At 68.0% G+C, this 17,022-nt stretch carries 8 protein-coding genes and 1 pseudogene; 7 read left to right on the top strand and 2 right to left on the bottom strand.

Going from position 1 to position 17,022, the window contains the following annotated elements; translation table 11 throughout:
* Window positions 1-7: 7 nt before the first annotated feature.
* On the bottom strand, window positions 8-1,144 hold the full coding sequence (locus BMY35_RS11765; RefSeq protein WP_093198543.1) for a DUF2827 domain-containing protein: 1,137 nt from the start codon (window positions 1,142-1,144) through the stop codon (window positions 8-10).
* Window positions 1,145-1,637: 493 nt separating this feature from the next.
* Here BMY35_RS11765 and BMY35_RS39095 point away from each other — a divergent pair.
* The 6 genes and pseudogenes from BMY35_RS39095 to BMY35_RS11790 form a co-directional block, all read left to right on the top strand.
* Window positions 1,638-1,721: pseudogene (locus BMY35_RS39095) on the top strand (ESPR domain-containing protein); the annotation flags it as partial.
* 87 nt (window positions 1,722-1,808) lie between these two features.
* Entirely contained in the window at window positions 1,809-10,193 is an 8,385-nt protein-coding gene (locus BMY35_RS11770; protein ID WP_177213622.1) for a hemagglutinin, read from the top strand.
* Window positions 10,194-10,283: 90 nt separating this feature from the next.
* Window positions 10,284-11,435: a DUF2827 family protein gene (locus BMY35_RS11775; protein ID WP_093198549.1), complete on the top strand. Its 1,152-nt coding sequence runs from the start codon at window positions 10,284-10,286 to the stop codon at window positions 11,433-11,435.
* On the top strand, window positions 11,432-12,556 hold the full coding sequence (locus BMY35_RS11780; RefSeq protein ID WP_093198552.1) for a DUF2827 domain-containing protein: 1,125 nt from the start codon (window positions 11,432-11,434) through the stop codon (window positions 12,554-12,556). The genes BMY35_RS11775 and BMY35_RS11780 overlap by 4 nt, the downstream gene beginning before the upstream one ends.
* Window positions 12,557-12,564: 8 nt before the next feature.
* Entirely contained in the window at window positions 12,565-13,179 is a 615-nt protein-coding gene (locus tag BMY35_RS11785; protein ID WP_093198555.1) for a hypothetical protein, read from the top strand.
* Window positions 13,180-13,294: 115 nt separating this feature from the next.
* Window positions 13,295-15,568 carry an acyl-CoA dehydrogenase gene (locus tag BMY35_RS11790; RefSeq protein WP_093198558.1) on the top strand — a complete coding sequence of 758 codons (2,274 nt, stop codon included), beginning with the start codon at window positions 13,295-13,297 and terminating at the stop codon, window positions 15,566-15,568.
* On the opposite strand, the gene BMY35_RS11795 is transcribed toward BMY35_RS11790, so the two are convergent.
* Window positions 15,459-16,319 (bottom strand): helix-turn-helix domain-containing protein, encoded by an 861-nt coding sequence (locus BMY35_RS11795; protein WP_093198564.1) that lies wholly within the window; start codon window positions 16,317-16,319, stop codon window positions 15,459-15,461. The genes BMY35_RS11790 and BMY35_RS11795 overlap by 110 nt on opposite strands.
* A gap of 134 nt (window positions 16,320-16,453) precedes the next feature.
* Here BMY35_RS11795 and BMY35_RS11800 point away from each other — a divergent pair, with 134 nt between their 5' ends.
* Window positions 16,454-16,867: a hypothetical protein gene (locus BMY35_RS11800; protein WP_093198567.1), complete on the top strand. Its 414-nt coding sequence runs from the start codon at window positions 16,454-16,456 to the stop codon at window positions 16,865-16,867.
* Window positions 16,868-17,022: the final 155 nt, after the last annotated feature.

Below are 17,022 nucleotides of genomic sequence, written 5' to 3' on the forward strand. Positions count from 1 at the left end.
CGTGGGCCTATCGGGCGGGGCGCTGCATCAGGCCGAGCAGCAGGTTGTCGTAGACCTCGGTGGCCGCGGCGTTGCCAGGGAGGTAGCGGTCGATCAGCGTGCGCTGGCGCGCGCGGTAGTTTGCCGCGTCGGCATCGTGCGTGTCGACGGCCTCGAGCACGCGGGCGCTGCCCGCGGCCACGTCGTTGCCCTGGTAGTAGTAGCCGAGGTCCGCGCACAGGTGCGCGTTGTGCACCAGCGGGTAGCCCTGCCAGCAGGTCTCCAGGTAGAAGTAGTTCAGCGGGTTCTCCCACTGGTGCGAGACCACGATGTCGGTGTTCTGCGCCAGGAACACGGGCGTTTCGTGCCGGCCCAGGAACACCGCCTTGTGCTCGCGGACCAGGTCGAGCTGGTTCATCAGCGTGATGAACTCCATGTTCTCCCTGGCCAGCCGCTCGGCATTGGTGACCTGCAGCAGCGCGATGGCCTCGGGTCGCGAGCGATACGCCAGCTCGGCGATCAGCACCGGGTAGAGGCAGAACTTCACCACGTTGATGTTCGGCTCCATCACGCTGAGCCGGCGTGCTCCGGCATGCGGCCGGTAGACGCCGCCGTCGGGCAGGTTGCGCGTGCGCTCGTCGAGGAACACCGGGCTCCACACGAAGGGTACGGCGCGAGCCTCGGCCCGACGCAGCACCTCGAAGTAGGGCTGGCTGATGTTGGCCACCTGCGGAACCATCCAGATGTCGTCGTAGCGCTGGTTCACGAACAGGTTCTGTCCCCACAGCGGCTTGCCGAACAGCATCGACTCCATGGCGTGCACGTATTCGAAACCGCAGCAGTACGACACCAGCCGCGCGCCGCGGCGCTTCAGGTAGTCGGTCTGCGCCGCGTCGATCTGGCCGCCGAGCTCGATCAGCACGTCCACGCTGTCCTTGGCCGCCTCGAAGGTCACCGTGGGCCAGCGCGCCTGGTCCCAGGGCAGGGCAGGGGTGATGGGGATGGCCGTCGTGTTAACGAGCACCACCGAAGCCACCGCCGGGCAGTGCTTCAGCGCTTCCGCCAGGAACACGGCGTTCTGCTTGATGCCGTTGTTCCAGAGCGTTTCGGCCTCGTGATGGAGGCCGATGGTGATTCCAATGCGAAGCCTGGATGCGTGGGGCATTGAATTGTTTCTTAAATGTTAATTAGGGCTGGTGGCTATTTTTACGTGAAAAAAATCACGGGATTTGATTTGTGGCGGCGTGATTAATTTCACGATTCTAAATAGCCCTGTGAACTTTTTGGCAAAAAACAAGCGCTGATATGACGCCAGGAAGAAGTCGGCCAGAAGGAGGCGAGATGGGTGAAGTTCGTCGCAGATGAGGTGGTTGAGTGGCCTGTTGGGTGTCAATTGGAACCTCGTTTCATGGTCTTCAGCTGATTTCAAGGTCCTCGATATCGGATGCTTTTTGAAATTTTTGTGAACTAAATCATCAGAGGTGATTTTGAAGATTGCTGCAGCGCACCTGAAATGTAAACAACTCCGTACATTCCAGCATTCCTGTAATTGAGTGCTGCCGAGACCGGCGCTCCAGCGATGGACCCTGACGTGGGACGCATCGCATTTCTTGTCGATACGAACCGAGTCCATCCAATCACCGCGAGCCGAATAGCAAATGAACAAGTCATACAGAAGCATCTGGAACGAATCCCTGGGAGCCTGGGTTGCAGCCTCGGAGATCACTTCTGCACGCGGCAAGCGAAGCGGTTCGAGCGTGACTGCGGTGGCGGCGGCGATCGGCCTGGTGATTGCTTCCTTCGGCTTCGCTCCGCAGGCGGGGGCCACAGTGATCGGGCCGACGACGGGGTGCACGACCGGTAGCGGCACCGGGCCCGACGGCACGACCAGCTATGGGGCGACCGCCAATCCCATCGACGGTTCGGGTGTCTGGTCGAACGTTGCCGGCTGTTCCGCGAACGGCGGCAATTTCCTGGGCGTGACGCTGTTCGGCTCCTTCACCACCGCCCAGGGCGTGGGCGCCACGGCGGTCGGCATGGGGTCGGTGGCCAACAAGCTGGCCACCGCGCTGGGCCATCAGGCACAGGCCACCGGCATCACGAGCGTGGCGGTCGGTTTCAATGCCCGTGGTGTCGGTGACAACAGCGTGGCCATGGGCAATGCGGCCAGCGCGCAGGGCGTCAACGGGATCGCCATCGGCCTGAACGCAAATGCCGCCAGCGTCGGTTCCAGCAACCTGGCGATCGGCTGGGGCGCCAACGCGAGCGGCACGGCCGCCGCCCTGGGTGACTCGACCGCGATCGGCACGAGCGCCAAGGCCACCGGCCAGGATTCGACCGCCGTCGGCGGCCAGACCACCGCCAGCGGCAAGAACACGCTGGCCATCGGCAACAACGGCACGGCGGCCACTGCGGATGGCGCGACGGCCTTCGGCGTGAGTGCGGCCGCGTCCGGCAAGAACTCCCTGGCGGCCGGTAACGGCACCGTGGCATCGAACACGGGCTCGATCGCCATCGGCAGCAATCTGAGCGGCGTCGCCAATTCGGCGGCCGTCGACGGCATCGCGATCGGCGGTCAGTCGTCGGTCGTGGCCGCCGCCACCTCGGGCATCGCCGTCGGGCGCGGCGCGGTGGTCAACGGCGCCTTCGGCATTGCCCAGGGCGATGGCGTGACCAGCGGCGCCACGGGCCAGAACGTGGCGATCGGCTCCGGCGGCACCACCGCGAACAGCAGCACCGCGGCCGGCGGTGCGGTGGCGATCGGCCGCGGCCAGAAGGCCACCGGCAACGGCGCAGTGGCCATCGGCGATCCGAACACCTCCACCGGCACCGGCGCGGTCACGGTGGGTGCCGACAACACGGCCAACGGCACCGGCGCCATCGCGCTCGGCAACCTCAACAACGCGACCGGCAATGCGGCCGTCGCGCTCGGCAACGCTTCCAATGCAACTGCCGGCGGCGCCGTGGCAATCGGCAGCGCGGCGAACGCCTACGCCTCCGACGCAGTCGCCATCGGCACGGGCGCGCGCGCCAACACCTTCGGCACCGCCGTCGGCATCAGCTCCAACGCCTACGGCCTCAGTTCCTCGGCCTATGGCCAGGCGGCGAGCGCGCAGGGCCTGAACTCGACCGCCGTGGGCTTCAAGAGCACGGCATCGGGTGCGTCGAGCACCTCGTTCGGCGAAAGCTCCAACGCATCGGGTGACTTCTCGCTGGCCATGGGCAACAGCGCGAACGCCATCGGCACGAACAGCGTCGCCGCCGGCGCGGCAGCGCAAGCCAACCAGAGCTCGGGCACCGCCGTGGGTACCTTCGCGCAGGCGACCGGCGCTTCGTCGACCGCCCTGGGCGCGGCCGCCAATGCGGTGGGCGACAGGAGCGTTGCGGTCGGCCGTTCCGCCGTGGCCAACAACACCGGCGGCGTCGCCGTCGGCAATCTCGCCAATGCCGTGGCCGCCAATGCCGTGGCCGTCGGCGTCACTTCCATCGCCACCGGTGCAGATTCGCTCGCGCTGGGCACCAACGCCCGCGCAGCGGCCGACGGCTCCATCGCCATCGGCAAGAACTCGGCGATCGGCTCCAGCACGGACGTCAACACGATCGCCATCGGCACGAACGCGAACAGCTGGGGCGGGAGCATTGCGCTGGGTACCGGCGCGTCGGCCGACCAGATCGGCGTCGCGGCCCAGAACGCCGGCATCGCCATCGGCGGCAACGCCACGACCGATGACCGGACGACCCGCAGCATCGCGATCGGCAATGGCGCGACGGTCAAGCCGCCAGGAGCGACGGTGGTCGATGCCGCGATCGCGCTGGGCGCCAATGCGACCGGCGCCGCGTCGAACACGGTGGCCATCGGTACGCTTGCGAACGCAACGTACGCCAACAGCGTCGCGATCGGCGCGGGCAGCGTGACCGGCGCGGCAGCGCCGACAGGCACGGGCTTCCTCACCGGCACCGCCGCGCCTGCGTCCGAAGTCTCGGTGGGCTCGTCTTCCGCCCTGCGGCGGATCACGAACGTGGCCGACGGCTCCGCCCTCCAGGACGCCGTGACCGTGGCTCAGCTGAGCACCGGCATGAGCACCACGGCCAGCAGCATCGGCAGCCTGTCGACCTCCACGTCGACCGGCCTGAGTACCGCCACCAGCCGCATCAACAGCCTCTCGACGGGCCTGAGCACCACGAACAGCAGCCTCGCGAGCCTGTCGACTTCCACGTCCACCGGCATCGGCAGCCTGTCGACGGGGCTGAGCACGACGAACAGCGCCGTCACCAGCCTCTCGACCTCCACCTCGACCGGCCTGAGCACGGCAACCAGCAGCATCGGCAGCCTGTCGACAGGCCTGAGCACGACCAACAGCAACGTCGCGAGCCTCTCGACCGGTCTCAGCACCTCGGCGAGCGGCATCGCCAGCCTGTCCTCGGGCCTGAGCACGACCAATAGCACCGTTGCGAGCCTGTCGACCTCCACCTCGACGGGCATCAACAGCCTGTCGACCGGCCTGAGCACGACCAACAGTGCCGTTGCCAGCCTGTCGTCTTCCACGTCGACCGGCATCACCAGCCTTTCCACTGGCCTGAGCACCGCGACGAGCAGCATCGGCAGCCTGTCCACCGGTCTAAGCACGACCAACAGCAGCGTCGCCAGCTTGTCGTCTTCCACGTCGACCGGCATCAGCAGCCTCTCGACCGGCCTGAGCACGACGAACAGTGCGGTCGCCAGCCTGTCGTCTTCCACGTCGACCGGCATCAGCAGCCTCTCGACCGGCCTGAGCACGACCAACAGCGCTGTCGCCAGCCTCTCGTCCTCCACGTCGACGGGCATCAGCAGCCTCTCGACCGGCCTGAGCACGACCAACAGTGCTGTCGCCAGCCTGTCGTCCTCCACGTCGACCAGCATCACCAGCCTCTCGACGGGGCTGAGCACCACCAATAGCGCGGTTACCAGCCTTTCGACGTCGACCTCCACGGGCCTGAGCACTGCGACTAGCAGCATCGGTAGCCTGTCTACCGGCTTGAGCACGACGAACAGCGCCGTGGCCAGCCTGTCGTCCTCCACGTCGACCGGCATCACCAGCCTGTCGACGGGCTTGAGCACCGCGACCAGCAGCATCGGTAGCCTGTCGACCGGTCTCAGCACGACGAACAGTGCCGTCGCCAGCTTGTCGTCCTCCACGTCGACCGGCATCACCAGCCTGTCGACGGGCCTGAGCACCGCGACGAGCAGCATCGGCAGCCTGTCCACCGGTCTGAGCACGACCAACAGCAGCGTCGCCAGCTTGTCGTCCTCCACGTCGACGGGCATCAGCAGCCTCTCGACCGGCCTGAGCACCACCAACAGCGCTGTCGCCAGCCTCTCATCCTCCACGTCGACGGGCATCAGCAGCCTCTCGACCGGCCTGAGCACCACCAACAGTGCTGTCGCCAGCCTGTCGTCCTCCACGTCGACCAGCATCACCAGCCTCTCGACGGGGCTGAGCACCACCAATAGCGCGGTTGCCAGCCTTTCGACGTCGACCTCCACGGGCCTGAGCACCGCGACTAGCAGCATCGGTAGCCTGTCTACCGGCTTGAGCACGACGAACAGCGCTGTGGCCAGCCTGTCGTCCTCCACATCGACCGGCATCACCAGCCTCTCGACCGGGTTGAGCACCACCAACAGCGCTGTCGCCAGCCTGTCGTCCTCCACGTCGACCGGCATCACCAGCCTGTCGACGGGCCTGAGCACTGCGACCAGCAGCATCGGTAGCCTGTCGACCGGTCTCAGCACGACGAACAGTGCGGTCGCCAGCTTGTCGTCCTCCACCTCGACCGGCATTACCAGCCTCTCGACCGGCCTGAGCACGACCAACAGCGCTGTCGCCAGCCTGTCGTCGTCCACCTCGACCGGCATCAGCAGTCTGTCGACAGGTCTTAGCACTGCGACGAGCAGCATCAGCAGCCTGTCCACCGGCCTCAGCACGACCAATAGCGCCGTGGCTAGCCTGTCGTCCTCCACCTCGACCGGCATCACCAGCCTCTCGACCGGCCTGAGCACCGCGACCAGCAGCATCGGCAGCTTGTCTACCGGCCTGAGCACGACCAACAGCGCTGTCGCCAGCCTGTCTAGCTCCACCTCGACCGGCATCAGCAGCTTGTCGACGGGCCTGAGCACCGCGACGAGCAGCATTGGCAGCCTGTCGACTGGCCTCAGCACGACGAATAGCGCCGTGGCTAGCCTGTCGTCTTCCACCTCGACGGGCATCAGCAGCCTGTCGACAGGTCTGAGCACGACCAACAGCGCTGTCGCCAGCCTGTCGTCTTCCACGTCGACCGGCATCACCAGCCTCTCGACGGGCCTGAGCACGACGAACAGCGCTGTCGCCAGCCTGTCGACCTCCACCTCGACCGGAATCAGCAGCCTGTCCACCGGCCTGAGCACCGCGACCAGTGGCATCGGCAGCCTGTCGACCGGCCTGAGCACGACCAACAGCAACCTGAGCACCCTGAGCTCGTCGGTCAGCTCGATCTACAACACCGGCACGAAGTACTTCCACGCCAACAGCACCGGCGCGGACAGCCAGGCCATCGGCGCCAACAGCGTGGCCATCGGCCAGAACGCGATCGCCACCGGCGACAACAGCGTGGCGCTCGGCGCGGACTCCGCGGCCAGCCGCACCGCGGCGGCGATGACGAACTACGACGCCTTCGGCCTGACGAGCAAGCAGAGCGCCGCCGGCGAGGTGAACGTGGGCAACCGCGTGATCACGGGCGTGGCGCCCGGCACCGCGGACCAGGACGCGGTCAACGTGCTGCAGGTGAAGACGGTCACCGCTTCGCTGTCCAGCGGCCTGAGCACGACCAACAGCAGCGTCGCCAGCCTGTCGACCTCCACGTCGACCGGCCTGAGCACTGCCACCAGCAGCATCGGCAGCCTGTCCACCGGCCTGAGCACCACCAACAGCACCGTCGCCAGCCTCTCGACGAACCTCAGCTCCTCGACCAGCGCCATCAACAGCCTGTCCACGGGCCTGAGCACTGCCACCAGCAGCATCGCCAGCCTGTCGACCTCGACCTCCACGGGCCTGAGCACGGCGACGAGCAGCATCGGCAGCCTCTCGACCGGCCTGAGCACGACGAACAGCAACGTCGCCAGCCTGTCGACCTCCACGTCGACCGGCCTGAGCACCGCGACGAGCAGCATCGACAGCCTGTCCACCGGCCTGAGCACGACCAACAGCAACGTCGCGAGCCTTTCGACTTCCACGTCGACCGGCATCGGCAGCCTGTCGACGGGCTTGAGCACGACGAACAGCAATGTCGCGAGCCTGTCGACCTCCACGTCGACCGGCCTGAGCACGGCAACGAGCAGCATCGACAGCCTCTCCACGTCGACTTCGACGGGCCTGAGCACCGCCACCAGCAGCATCAACAGCCTGTCGACCGGTCTCAGCACCACGAACAGCAACGTTGCGAGCCTCTCGAGCTCCACGTCGACCGGCATCAGCAGCCTGTCGACTGGCTTGAGCACGACGAACAGCAGCGTCGCGAGCCTGTCGACGTCGACGTCCACGGGTCTGAGCACGGCCACGAGCAGCATCGACAGCCTGTCCACGTCGACTTCGACGGGCCTGAGCACCGCGACCAGCAGCATCAACAGCCTGTCGACGGGTCTCAGCACCACGAACAGCAACGTCGCCAGCCTGTCGACCTCCACGTCGACCGGCATCAGCAGCCTGTCGACCGGCCTGAGCACGACGAACAGCAGCGTGGCGAGCCTGTCGACCTCGACCTCCACGGGCCTGAGCACGGCAACGAGCAGCATCGACAGTCTGTCCACGTCGACCTCGACGGGTCTGAGCACCGCGACCAGCAGCATCAGCAGCCTGTCGACCGGTCTCAGCACCACGAACAGCAACGTCGCCAGCCTGTCGACCTCCACGTCTACCGGCATCAGCAGCCTGTCGACTGGCCTGAGCACGACCAACAGCAACGTCGCGAGCCTGTCGACCGGCCTGAGCACGGCGACGAGCAGCATCGACAGCCTGTCCACGTCGACTTCGACGGGTCTGAGTACTGCCACCAGCAGCATCAACAGCCTGTCGACGGGTCTCAGCACCACGAACAGCAACGTCGCCAGCCTGTCGTCCTCCACCTCGACCGGCATCAGCAGCCTGTCGACGGGTCTCAGCACGACCAACAGCAGCGTGGCAAGCCTGTCGACTTCCACGTCGACCGGCATCAGCAGCCTGTCGACCGGCCTGAGCACGACGAACAGCAGCGTCGCCAGCCTGTCGACCTCGACGTCGACTGGCCTGAGCACGGCAACGAGCAGCATCGACAGCCTGTCCACGTCGACCTCGACGGGTCTGAGCACTGCCACCAGCAGCATCAACAGCCTGTCGACTTCCACGTCGACCGGCATCAGCAGCCTGTCGACCGGCCTGAGCACGACGAACAGCAGTGTCGCGAGCCTTTCGACGTCGACGTCCACGGGTCTGAGCACGGCCACGAGCAGCATCGACAGCCTCTCCACGTCGACTTCGACGGGCCTGAGCACGGCGACGAGCAGCATCAACAGCCTGTCGACCGGCCTCAGCACCACGAACAGCAACGTTGCCAGCCTGTCGACCTCCACCTCTACCAGCATCGGCAGCCTGTCGACGGGTCTCAGCACGGCCACGAGCAGCATCGAGAGCCTGTCGACATCGACCTCGACGGGCCTGAGCACCGCGACCAGCAGCATCGGCAGCCTGTCGACGGGCCTCAGCACGACGAACAGCAATGTCGCCAGCCTCTCCACCGGCCTGAGCACGGTGTCGAGCACGGTCGACAGCCTGTCCACCGGCCTGAGCACCACGACGAGCAACATCGGCAGCCTGTCGACGGGCTTGAGCACGACCAACAGCAGCCTGGCGAGCCTGTCGACCTCGACGTCGACCGGCCTGAGCACGGCCACGAGCAGCATCGACAGCCTGTCCACGTCGACCTCGTCGGGCCTGAGCACCGCGACCAGCGGCATCAACAGCCTGTCGACGAGCCTGAGCAGCACGAACAGCAACGTCGCGAGCCTGTCGACCTCCACGTCGAGCGGCCTGAGCACGGCGTTCAGCGGCATCGGCAGCCTCTCGACCGGCCTGAGCACGACCAACGTCAACCTCAACAGCCTGAGCACCTCGGTCAACAACATCTACAACACCGGCACGAAGTACTTCCACGCCAACTCGACGGCGGGCGACTCGGTGGCCAGCGGCCAGGAAGCCGTGGCGATCGGTCCGCAGTCGGTGGCCAGCGGCGCCAACTCCTTCGCCGCCGGCAACGGCGCGAAGGCGACTGCCGACGGCGCGGTGGCGGTGGGCTTCGGCGCGCAGGCGACGGGCACCAACGCGATCGCCATCGGCACCGGCGCACTGGCCACGGGCTCGCAGGCCATCGGCGCCAATGCACGTGCCGGCGGCGGCGGCGTGGCCCTGGGCGACAACGCGGATGCCGGCGGCACGCCGCTGAGCCAGGCGCAGAACGTCTCCAAGGGCACGGCCATCGGCTTCGGCGCGGTGGTGCAGCAAAGCGGCGGCGTGGCGCTGGGCTCGGGCTCGGTGGCTTCCACCGCGGCGGGCGTGGCCGGCTACGTGCCGGGCAGCGCGACGGCGCAGGACCAGGCGGCCATCAGGGCGACCACCAGCACCCAGGCAGCGGTGTCGGTGGGCGACGCGGCCAACGGCCAGTTCCGCCAGATCACCGGCGTGGCGGCGGGCACGGCCGACAGCGACGCGACCAACGTGGCGCAGCTCAAGGCCGCGTCCGCGGCGGCGAAGGCCAGCAGCGTGCAGTACGCGACCAACCCCGACGGGTCGGTCAACTACAACCAGATCACGCTGGGCAACGGCCAGGCCCCGGGCGGCACGCGCATCAGCAACGTGGCGGCGGGCATCCTGCCGGGCGACGCGGTCAACGTGCAGCAGCTCAACCAGGTGCAGGGCCAGGTCGGCGACGTGGCGCGCATCGCCTACTCGGGCACGGCCATGGCCTTCGCGATGTCGGGCACCTACCTGCCGACGCTGTACCCCGGCGAGAAGACCGTGGGCGTGGGCCTGGGCAGCTACAAGGGCTACAGCGCCGTGGCGCTGACCTTCAAGGCGCTGTCCGACGACGGCAAGATGTCCTGGGGCGCGGGCCTGACGACCACGGGCAAGGAATGGGGCATCAACGCCGGCATCGGCTGGAAGTGGAAATAAGCCACTGAAAGGCCAACGGCCAGCCCTCCAACGGGCGGCTCCCGCGCTTCACGGCGTGGGAGCCGTTCTTTTTGGTACACACTCCGCCTCATGCGCATCGGTATTTCAGTCCTTACCCATGCGGGGCAGAACATCTGGGAGAACGGAATGGGGCAGAACGTCCTGTTCCTGGCCCGGCTGCTGCAACGCATCGGCTTCGTCGAGTCCGTGACCCTCATCGACGCGGGCGACCAGCAGAACATGCCGCCCCAGGTCGACACGGCGGCCATGGGACTGGCCTTCGGACGCGCGCGCGAACTCACCGATTCGCTGGACGTGGTCATCGAGATGGCCGGCGCGCTCGACGTGCAGTGGCTCTCGTACTTCCGCGCATGCGGCGGCCGCGTGGCGTTCCATTGCGTGGGCCAGCCTTTCGCGGCGCTGGCCGAGCCGATCGTCTTCACCGACAAGGGCCACTTCAGCAGGCCCGACCGCTGCGACGAGGTGTGGCTGCTGCCGAAGGACGCGACCTTCGCGCCCATGATGCGCACCATGCACCGCTGCCCGGTGTTCGAGGTGCCTTACCTCTGGTCTGCGCAGTTCCTGGCCCAGCGCGTCGCCGAGGTCGAGGCCGCGGGCCACCGCTTCGGCTATGTGCCGCGCACCGCCGAACAGCCCGGCTTTCGCGTCGCGATCTTCGAGCCCAACATCTCGGTGGTGAAGTCCAGCAGCGTGCCCATGCTGATCTGCGACGGTGCCTATCGCGCAGACCCGTCGGCAGTGACCTCGATGCAGGTGCTCAACACGCTGCACCTGAAGGACCACCCGACCATGCTCTACCTGGCGAACTCGCTCGACATCGTGCGCCAGCACAAGGCGATCTTCCACGGCCGGCACGACTTCGCGGGCTTCATGGTGCAGTTCGCCGACGCCGTGGTCTCGCACCAGTGGCAGAACGACCAGAACTACAGCTACCTCGACGCGCTCTACGGCAACTACCCGCTGGTGCACAACTCGCCCTGGCTGCGAGACGCGGGCTACTACTACCCCGACTTCGACATCGCCGCCGGCGCGGCGCAACTGCTGCAGGCCGTGCGCGGCCACGACCGGCAGCTCGACGACTACCGCGCGCGCTCCATGCGCGTCTTCGAGTCGCTCGATCCGCTGCATTCGGCGAACGTCGAGGGCTACGCGCAGCGCCTGCTGCACCTGGTGGGCGGCGACCCCGCGTTCCGCGCCGATGCAGCGAGGGCCGCTGCATGATGCCGGCGAAGCTCAAGGTCGGCGTCTCCATCTTCATCCGCAAGAGCGAGCAGAGCCTGTGGGAGAACGGCGTCTACCAGAACTGCCTGTTCCTCGTGATGCTGCTGCTGCGCTCGCCGCGCGTGGAAAGCGCGGTGCTCGTGGCCGGCGGCGGCGACGGCGGCCCGGCGGACGCCACCAGCTTCCTCGCCGATTCACCGGTGCCCATCATCGACATGGCCACTGCCGGGCAGCAGCTCGACCTCATGATCGAGATGAGCGCCCAGCTCGCCATGCCGTGGTCGACGGCCTTCCGCGAGCGCGGCGGCAAGATCGTCTCGATGCGCGTGGGCAACGACTACGTGATCGACATCGAGCGCATGATCTTCGACAAGCCGCACGGCCTGCTGATCTCGGGCGCGCCCTACGACGAGGTGTGGACGATTCCCGAGTACGAGGTGTCGTGCAAGCCCTATTTCGAGAGCACCTTCCGCGCGCCCGTGCGGCTCATGCCGCACCTGTGGAGCCCGATGGTGCTGGAGCGCGCCATGGCCCGTGCGCCGCAGAGCCCGCCCTTCGCCTACGAGCCCGGCCGCAAGCAGTGGCGCGTGGCCATCTTCGAGCCCAACATCTGCATGGTGAAGACCAGCTTCATCCCCATGCTGGGCTGCGAGGCGGCGCACCGCGCGCAGCCGAGGCTCATCGAGAAGATGTGGGTCTTCAACAGCTTCCACCTGAAGGACAAGCCGTTGTTCGTCGGCTTCGCGCAGAGCCTGGACATCGTGCAGCATGGCCTGGCCACCTTCGAGGGGCGCTTTCCGGTCTACCAGGTGATGCCCGGCAAGATCGACGCCGTGTTCGCGCACCACTGGGAGAACGCGCAGAACTACGTCTACTACGAGGCGCTGTACGGCGGCTACCCGCTGATCCACAACTCGCACCTCATCGGCGACTGCGGCTATCGCTATCACGGCTTCGACTGCGAGGAGGGTGGCCTCGCGCTGCGGCGCGCCTTCGCCGAACACGACGCCGACCTGCCTGCCTACCGCGAGCGCGCGCGCCGTTTCATCGCCACGCTCGACCCCGAGGGCGAGGAGAACGTGCGCATCTACACCGCTGCCATCGAGAACCTTTACGCATGAGGACCGGTATGAAGCCGACTCCACGATTCCCCCGCCTGCTGCTCGCCATCCTGGCGTGGACTGCCGCCGGTGCCGCGTTCGCCCAGGGCGTGCTGGTGCCGCAGGCGCCGCCCGCGCAGCCGCAGGACACGCTCACGCGCGCCGCCGCCAGCGTGGGCGTCAAGCGCTGCCTGCCGGCGATCACGCGGCTTTCCACGCTCACCGTGCAGGGCAGCCGCAGCCACGACGTGCTGCTCGACTGGGACCGCAAGCGTCCCGACGGCGGGCCGATGTTCTCGCTGATCGGCATGGAGTTTCCGAACGCCGGCGTGGCCGCGTCGATCACCGCCGTTCCCGACGACAGCGGTGCCTGCACCGTGTCGGCCGAGCGCATCTCGGTCGCGCCCTTCACCTGCGCGAGCGTCGGCCAACAGGAACTCTCGACCTACAAGATGACCCGGCTGCTGCCCAACTACACGGTCTACACCGACGAGAAGGAGCCGACCTCGTCGGTCTCGCTCATCGATTCGCCGCCGGGCTGCCTCATCATCCGGCGCTATGTGGAGTACGGCTGGCGGGACCCCGCCGCAGCGGGGGCGTCGCCTGCCGGCGCAGCTGCTGCCCAGCCGCCGAAGAAGCGATAGGCGTCCGTCTCCGACAAGCGGGGAGGCCCTTGGCTGGCCCCTGGGGCCCGCCGTGGGCCTGAAGAATGGTCTCGATCCGCGCGAGTCCACCATTCGTCGCGGCAGGAGACGCACCATGCCTCTGGCTTCACTGATCGGCCGATGGGCCATGCGGCCCTTCTCGAAGGCGCTGCCGCCGCTGGGCGACACCGAGCGCGCGGCGCTGGAGGCCGGCACGGTCGGTTTCGAGGGGCGGCTCTTCGCGGGCCGTCCCGACTTCGATGTCCTGGCCGCCATGGGCCCGAACCGGCTCGACGAGCGCGAGCAGCGATTTCTCGACAACGAAGTGCGCGAGCTGTGCCGCATGCTCGACGACCATGCCATCGACGAGGCGCACGACCTGCCGCCCGAGGTGTGGCGCTACCTGCGCGAGAAACGCTTCTTCGGGATGATCATTCCCGAGGAGTTCGGCGGCCTCGGCTTCGGCCACCATGCGCACGCCACGGTGGTGGCGCGCATCGCGACAGTGAACGTGGCGACGGCCGTCACGGTCATGGTGCCCAATTCGCTCGGCCCGGCCGAACTGCTGCTGCGCTATGGCACCAACGTGCAGAAGGCCCACTACCTGCCGCGCCTCGCGGACGGCCGCGAGCTGCCGTGCTTCGGGCTGACCTCGCCCTATGCGGGCTCCGACGCGGCATCGATTCCCGACCGCGGCGTGCTGGTCGAGCGCGAGATCGGCGGGCGCACGAAGCGCGGCTTCCTCGTCGATTTCGACAAGCGCTACATCACGCTCGCGCCGGTCGCCACCGTGGTCGGGCTGGCCTTCCATGCCATCGACGAAAGCAGGCCGGAAGGCGAGCGCGAACTGGGCATTACCTGCGCGCTGATTCCCGTGCCGCAGGCGGGCATGGAGATCGGCCGTCGCCACCATCCGATGGACAGCGCCTTCATGAACGGCCCGATTCGCGGCCGCCAGGTGTTCGTGCCCATGGAGTGGATCATCGGCGGCGAGCCGCAGGTCGGCCAGGGCTGGCGCATGCTGATGGAGTGCCTGGCCGCGGGTCGCGCCATATCGTTGCCGGCGCTGGGCTCGGCGATGCAGCAGACCGCGCTGTACGTGGCCAACGGCTACGGCCGGATTCGCGAGCAGTTCGGCATGCCGGTGGGCAGGTTCCATGCGGTCGCGGGGCTGGTGGCACAGATGTCGGCCGAGCTCTATGCCTCCGATGCCGCTCGGCGCTTCACGGCGGCCGCACTCGACAAGGGCGAGCGGCCCAGCGTGGCCAGCGCCATCCTCAAGGTGCAGCTGACCGAGGCGGGGCGGCGCGCAGTGAACCGCGGCATGGACATCCTCGGCGGCAAGGGGATCATCTCGGGCCCGTCGAACCTGCTCGGCGTGGCCTATCGGCAGGCGCCGATCGCGATCACGGTGGAGGGCGCGAACATCCTCACGCGCGCGCTGATCGTGTTCGGGCAGGGCGCGGTGCGGTGCCATCCGCATGTGCTCGACGAAATGGCCGCCGTGCAGGCGGGGGACGAGAAGGCGCTCGGCAAGGCCTTGATGGCGCACGGCAGGCATGTGGCACTGAACCTGTGGCGCAGCCTTTTCGGAGCGCCGGTGCTCGGATCGCCGCCAGACGACCTGATGCACGAGGCGCGGCTCATCGCGCGCATGAGCGCCAAGTACGCGCTCACGGCCGACCTCGCGATGGGCCTGCTCGGCGGCAAGCTCAAGCGCATGGAACTGCTGTCGGCGCGGCTGGGCGACGTGCTCGCGCATCTCTACCTGGCCAGTGCGTGCGTGTGGCGCTACCGGGTCGAGGTGGCGCCCGAGATGCTGCCTTTCGCGCGGGCGGCGATCCGCTTGCAGATCGACGAGGCCGGAAGCATCCTGCGCGACCTCTACGCGAACCTGCCGACCGCCGGGCGGCGCGTGATCGGCGCGCTGGTGCTGCGCCGCACCGCGCACCTGGCGCCGCTGCGCGACGTGCAGCTGCTCGAGCTGGCGGAGCTGCTGCGCAAGGAGCCGCGCATCGTCGCGCGCCTGGCGCCGGACCTGAGCGAGCCCGCCGCGGGCGGCCTGCTCGACCTGATGCACGCGATGGAACTGGGCGCGAAGCTCGGCGAGGGCACGGCTGCGCTCAACAAGGTGCTGCGCCGCACGAATTCGCTCGAGGAGGCCGCCAGTTCGGCGCCCGACCCCGAGCTGGCGCTGGCCTACCTGAAGGCGGCGGACAAGGTCATCCAGGTCGACGACTTCGAGGGCCCGCCGCGCGATGCGCAGGGCAGGGCGGACCTCAGGCCGGCTGCTGCTGTTGCTGCTGCTGCGCCACCAGGGCAGCCAGCGCAGCCGCCGTCTGCTCGTCCGCCGGAAAGAACGATTCCACCGCGAGTTCCTGCAGCGTGACGTCCACCGGCGTGCCGAAGATCGTGGTGGTGCTGATGAAGCTCAGCATGCCGCTGGGCATGACCACCTGGAAAGGCACGGCGACCGCCGACAGCGCGGTGTCGATGACGGGCGCGTCGTGGCTCACGGCCGGCGGCGGATAGGCCTCCAGTTCGTCGTGCAGTGCCTGCAGCACCGCGTCGCCGGTGGCGGCGATCTGCTGCTGCAGCCTTTCGAGCAGGTGGACGCGCCACTGCGCGAGGTTGGCGATGCGCGGCGCCACGCCTTCCGGGTGCAGGCTCAGGCGCAGCACGTTGATCGGCGGCTTCAGCAGCTCGGGCGCGGCGCCCTCCATGAGCAGCGGCACCAGCGCGTTGTGCGCGACCAGGTTCCAGTGGCGGTCCACGGCCAGCGCCGGAAAGGGCTCGTGGCCTTTCAGCACCAGGTCGATGGCCCGGCGCGCGGAGGCCATGGCCGGATCGTCCAGCGAGCGCTGCCTGTACATCGGCGCGAAGCCGGCCGCCACCAGCAGAGCGTTGCGCTCGCGCAGCGGAACCTCGAGCCGCTCGGCCAGGCGCAGCACCATCTCGCGGCTGGGCGCGGCGCGGCCGGTCTCGACGTAGCTCAGGTGGCGGGTCGAGACCTCGGCCTCCTGCGCCAGGTCGAGCTGGCTCAGGCGGCGATGGGTGCGCCAGTGCCGCAGGTGGACGCCGAAGGGATCGCGCGCGCCGGGCTGGCCGGCCTTGGACGAGTGGGAGTGGGTTGTGCTCATGGGGCCGCATTCTGGCGCGGCTGCGGCGCGCCGCCATGACCTCCCAGGTCATCGACCCGATGCACGCCAGCCGGAATCATCGACCCCAACGCGGCAGGACCGGCTTGCAGCGTAACCACCCAAGGAGAGATTCCATGTCCGTCTTCGCATCCCCCCGCTTCCTGCCCAACGTGATGTGGGCCGACGCCGCCTCCTGCGCCGCGACCGGCGCGCTGCAGGTGGCTTTCACCGACGCGCTGGCTCGCCTGACCGGGCTGCCCGCGCCGCTGCTCATGGGCACCGGCGTGTTCCTGCTGGCCTACGCGGCCATGGCGGCCTTCATGGCCAGCCGCGCCACGCCGCCGCGCACGCTGATCGGCCTCGTCGTCGTCGGCAATTTCGGCTGGGCCGTGGCCTGCATCTCGCTGCTGGTGAGCGGCATCTTTCCGGTCACCGCCGTCGGCGTGGCCTGGGTGCTGGCGCAGGCCGTGTGCGTGATCGTGCTGGCCGAGCTGCAGTGGACCGGGCTGCGCCGCAGCCGCGGCGGCGCGACCATGGCCCTTGCCTGAAGGGTTTGCGAGGAATGCCGGCGACGCCTTTGTACCCGGCATTTTTCGCCATGAGGAACGCGGCGCGACAAGACGATGACAGGGAAGACCGACTAAGCCTGTTGACATTGATCCCCGCTATCCTTGAGAGGCTTCCACGAACAAACAGGAGTCTC

It is taken from the genome of Variovorax sp. YR750, from assembly GCF_900109805.1.
In the GTDB taxonomy this organism is placed as follows: domain Bacteria; phylum Pseudomonadota; class Gammaproteobacteria; order Burkholderiales; family Burkholderiaceae_C; genus Variovorax; species Variovorax gossypii.

Bases quoted from the DNA above. Each gene is read 5' to 3' on its own strand.
- BMY35_RS11785 (WP_093198555.1), top strand. From the start codon at position 12,565: ATGAAGCCGACTCCACGATTCCCCCGCCTGCTGCTCGCCATCCTGGCG.
- BMY35_RS11780 (WP_093198552.1), top strand. From the start codon at position 11,432: ATGATGCCGGCGAAGCTCAAGGTCGGCGTCTCCATCTTCATCCGCAAG.
- BMY35_RS11795 (WP_093198564.1), bottom strand. From the start codon at position 16,319: ATGAGCACAACCCACTCCCACTCGTCCAAGGCCGGCCAGCCCGGCGCG.
- BMY35_RS11775 (WP_093198549.1), top strand. From the start codon at position 10,284: ATGCGCATCGGTATTTCAGTCCTTACCCATGCGGGGCAGAACATCTGG.
- BMY35_RS11765 (WP_093198543.1), bottom strand. From the start codon at position 1,144: ATGCCCCACGCATCCAGGCTTCGCATTGGAATCACCATCGGCCTCCAT.
- BMY35_RS11800 (WP_093198567.1), top strand. From the start codon at position 16,454: ATGTCCGTCTTCGCATCCCCCCGCTTCCTGCCCAACGTGATGTGGGCC.
- BMY35_RS11790 (WP_093198558.1), top strand. From the start codon at position 13,295: ATGCCTCTGGCTTCACTGATCGGCCGATGGGCCATGCGGCCCTTCTCG.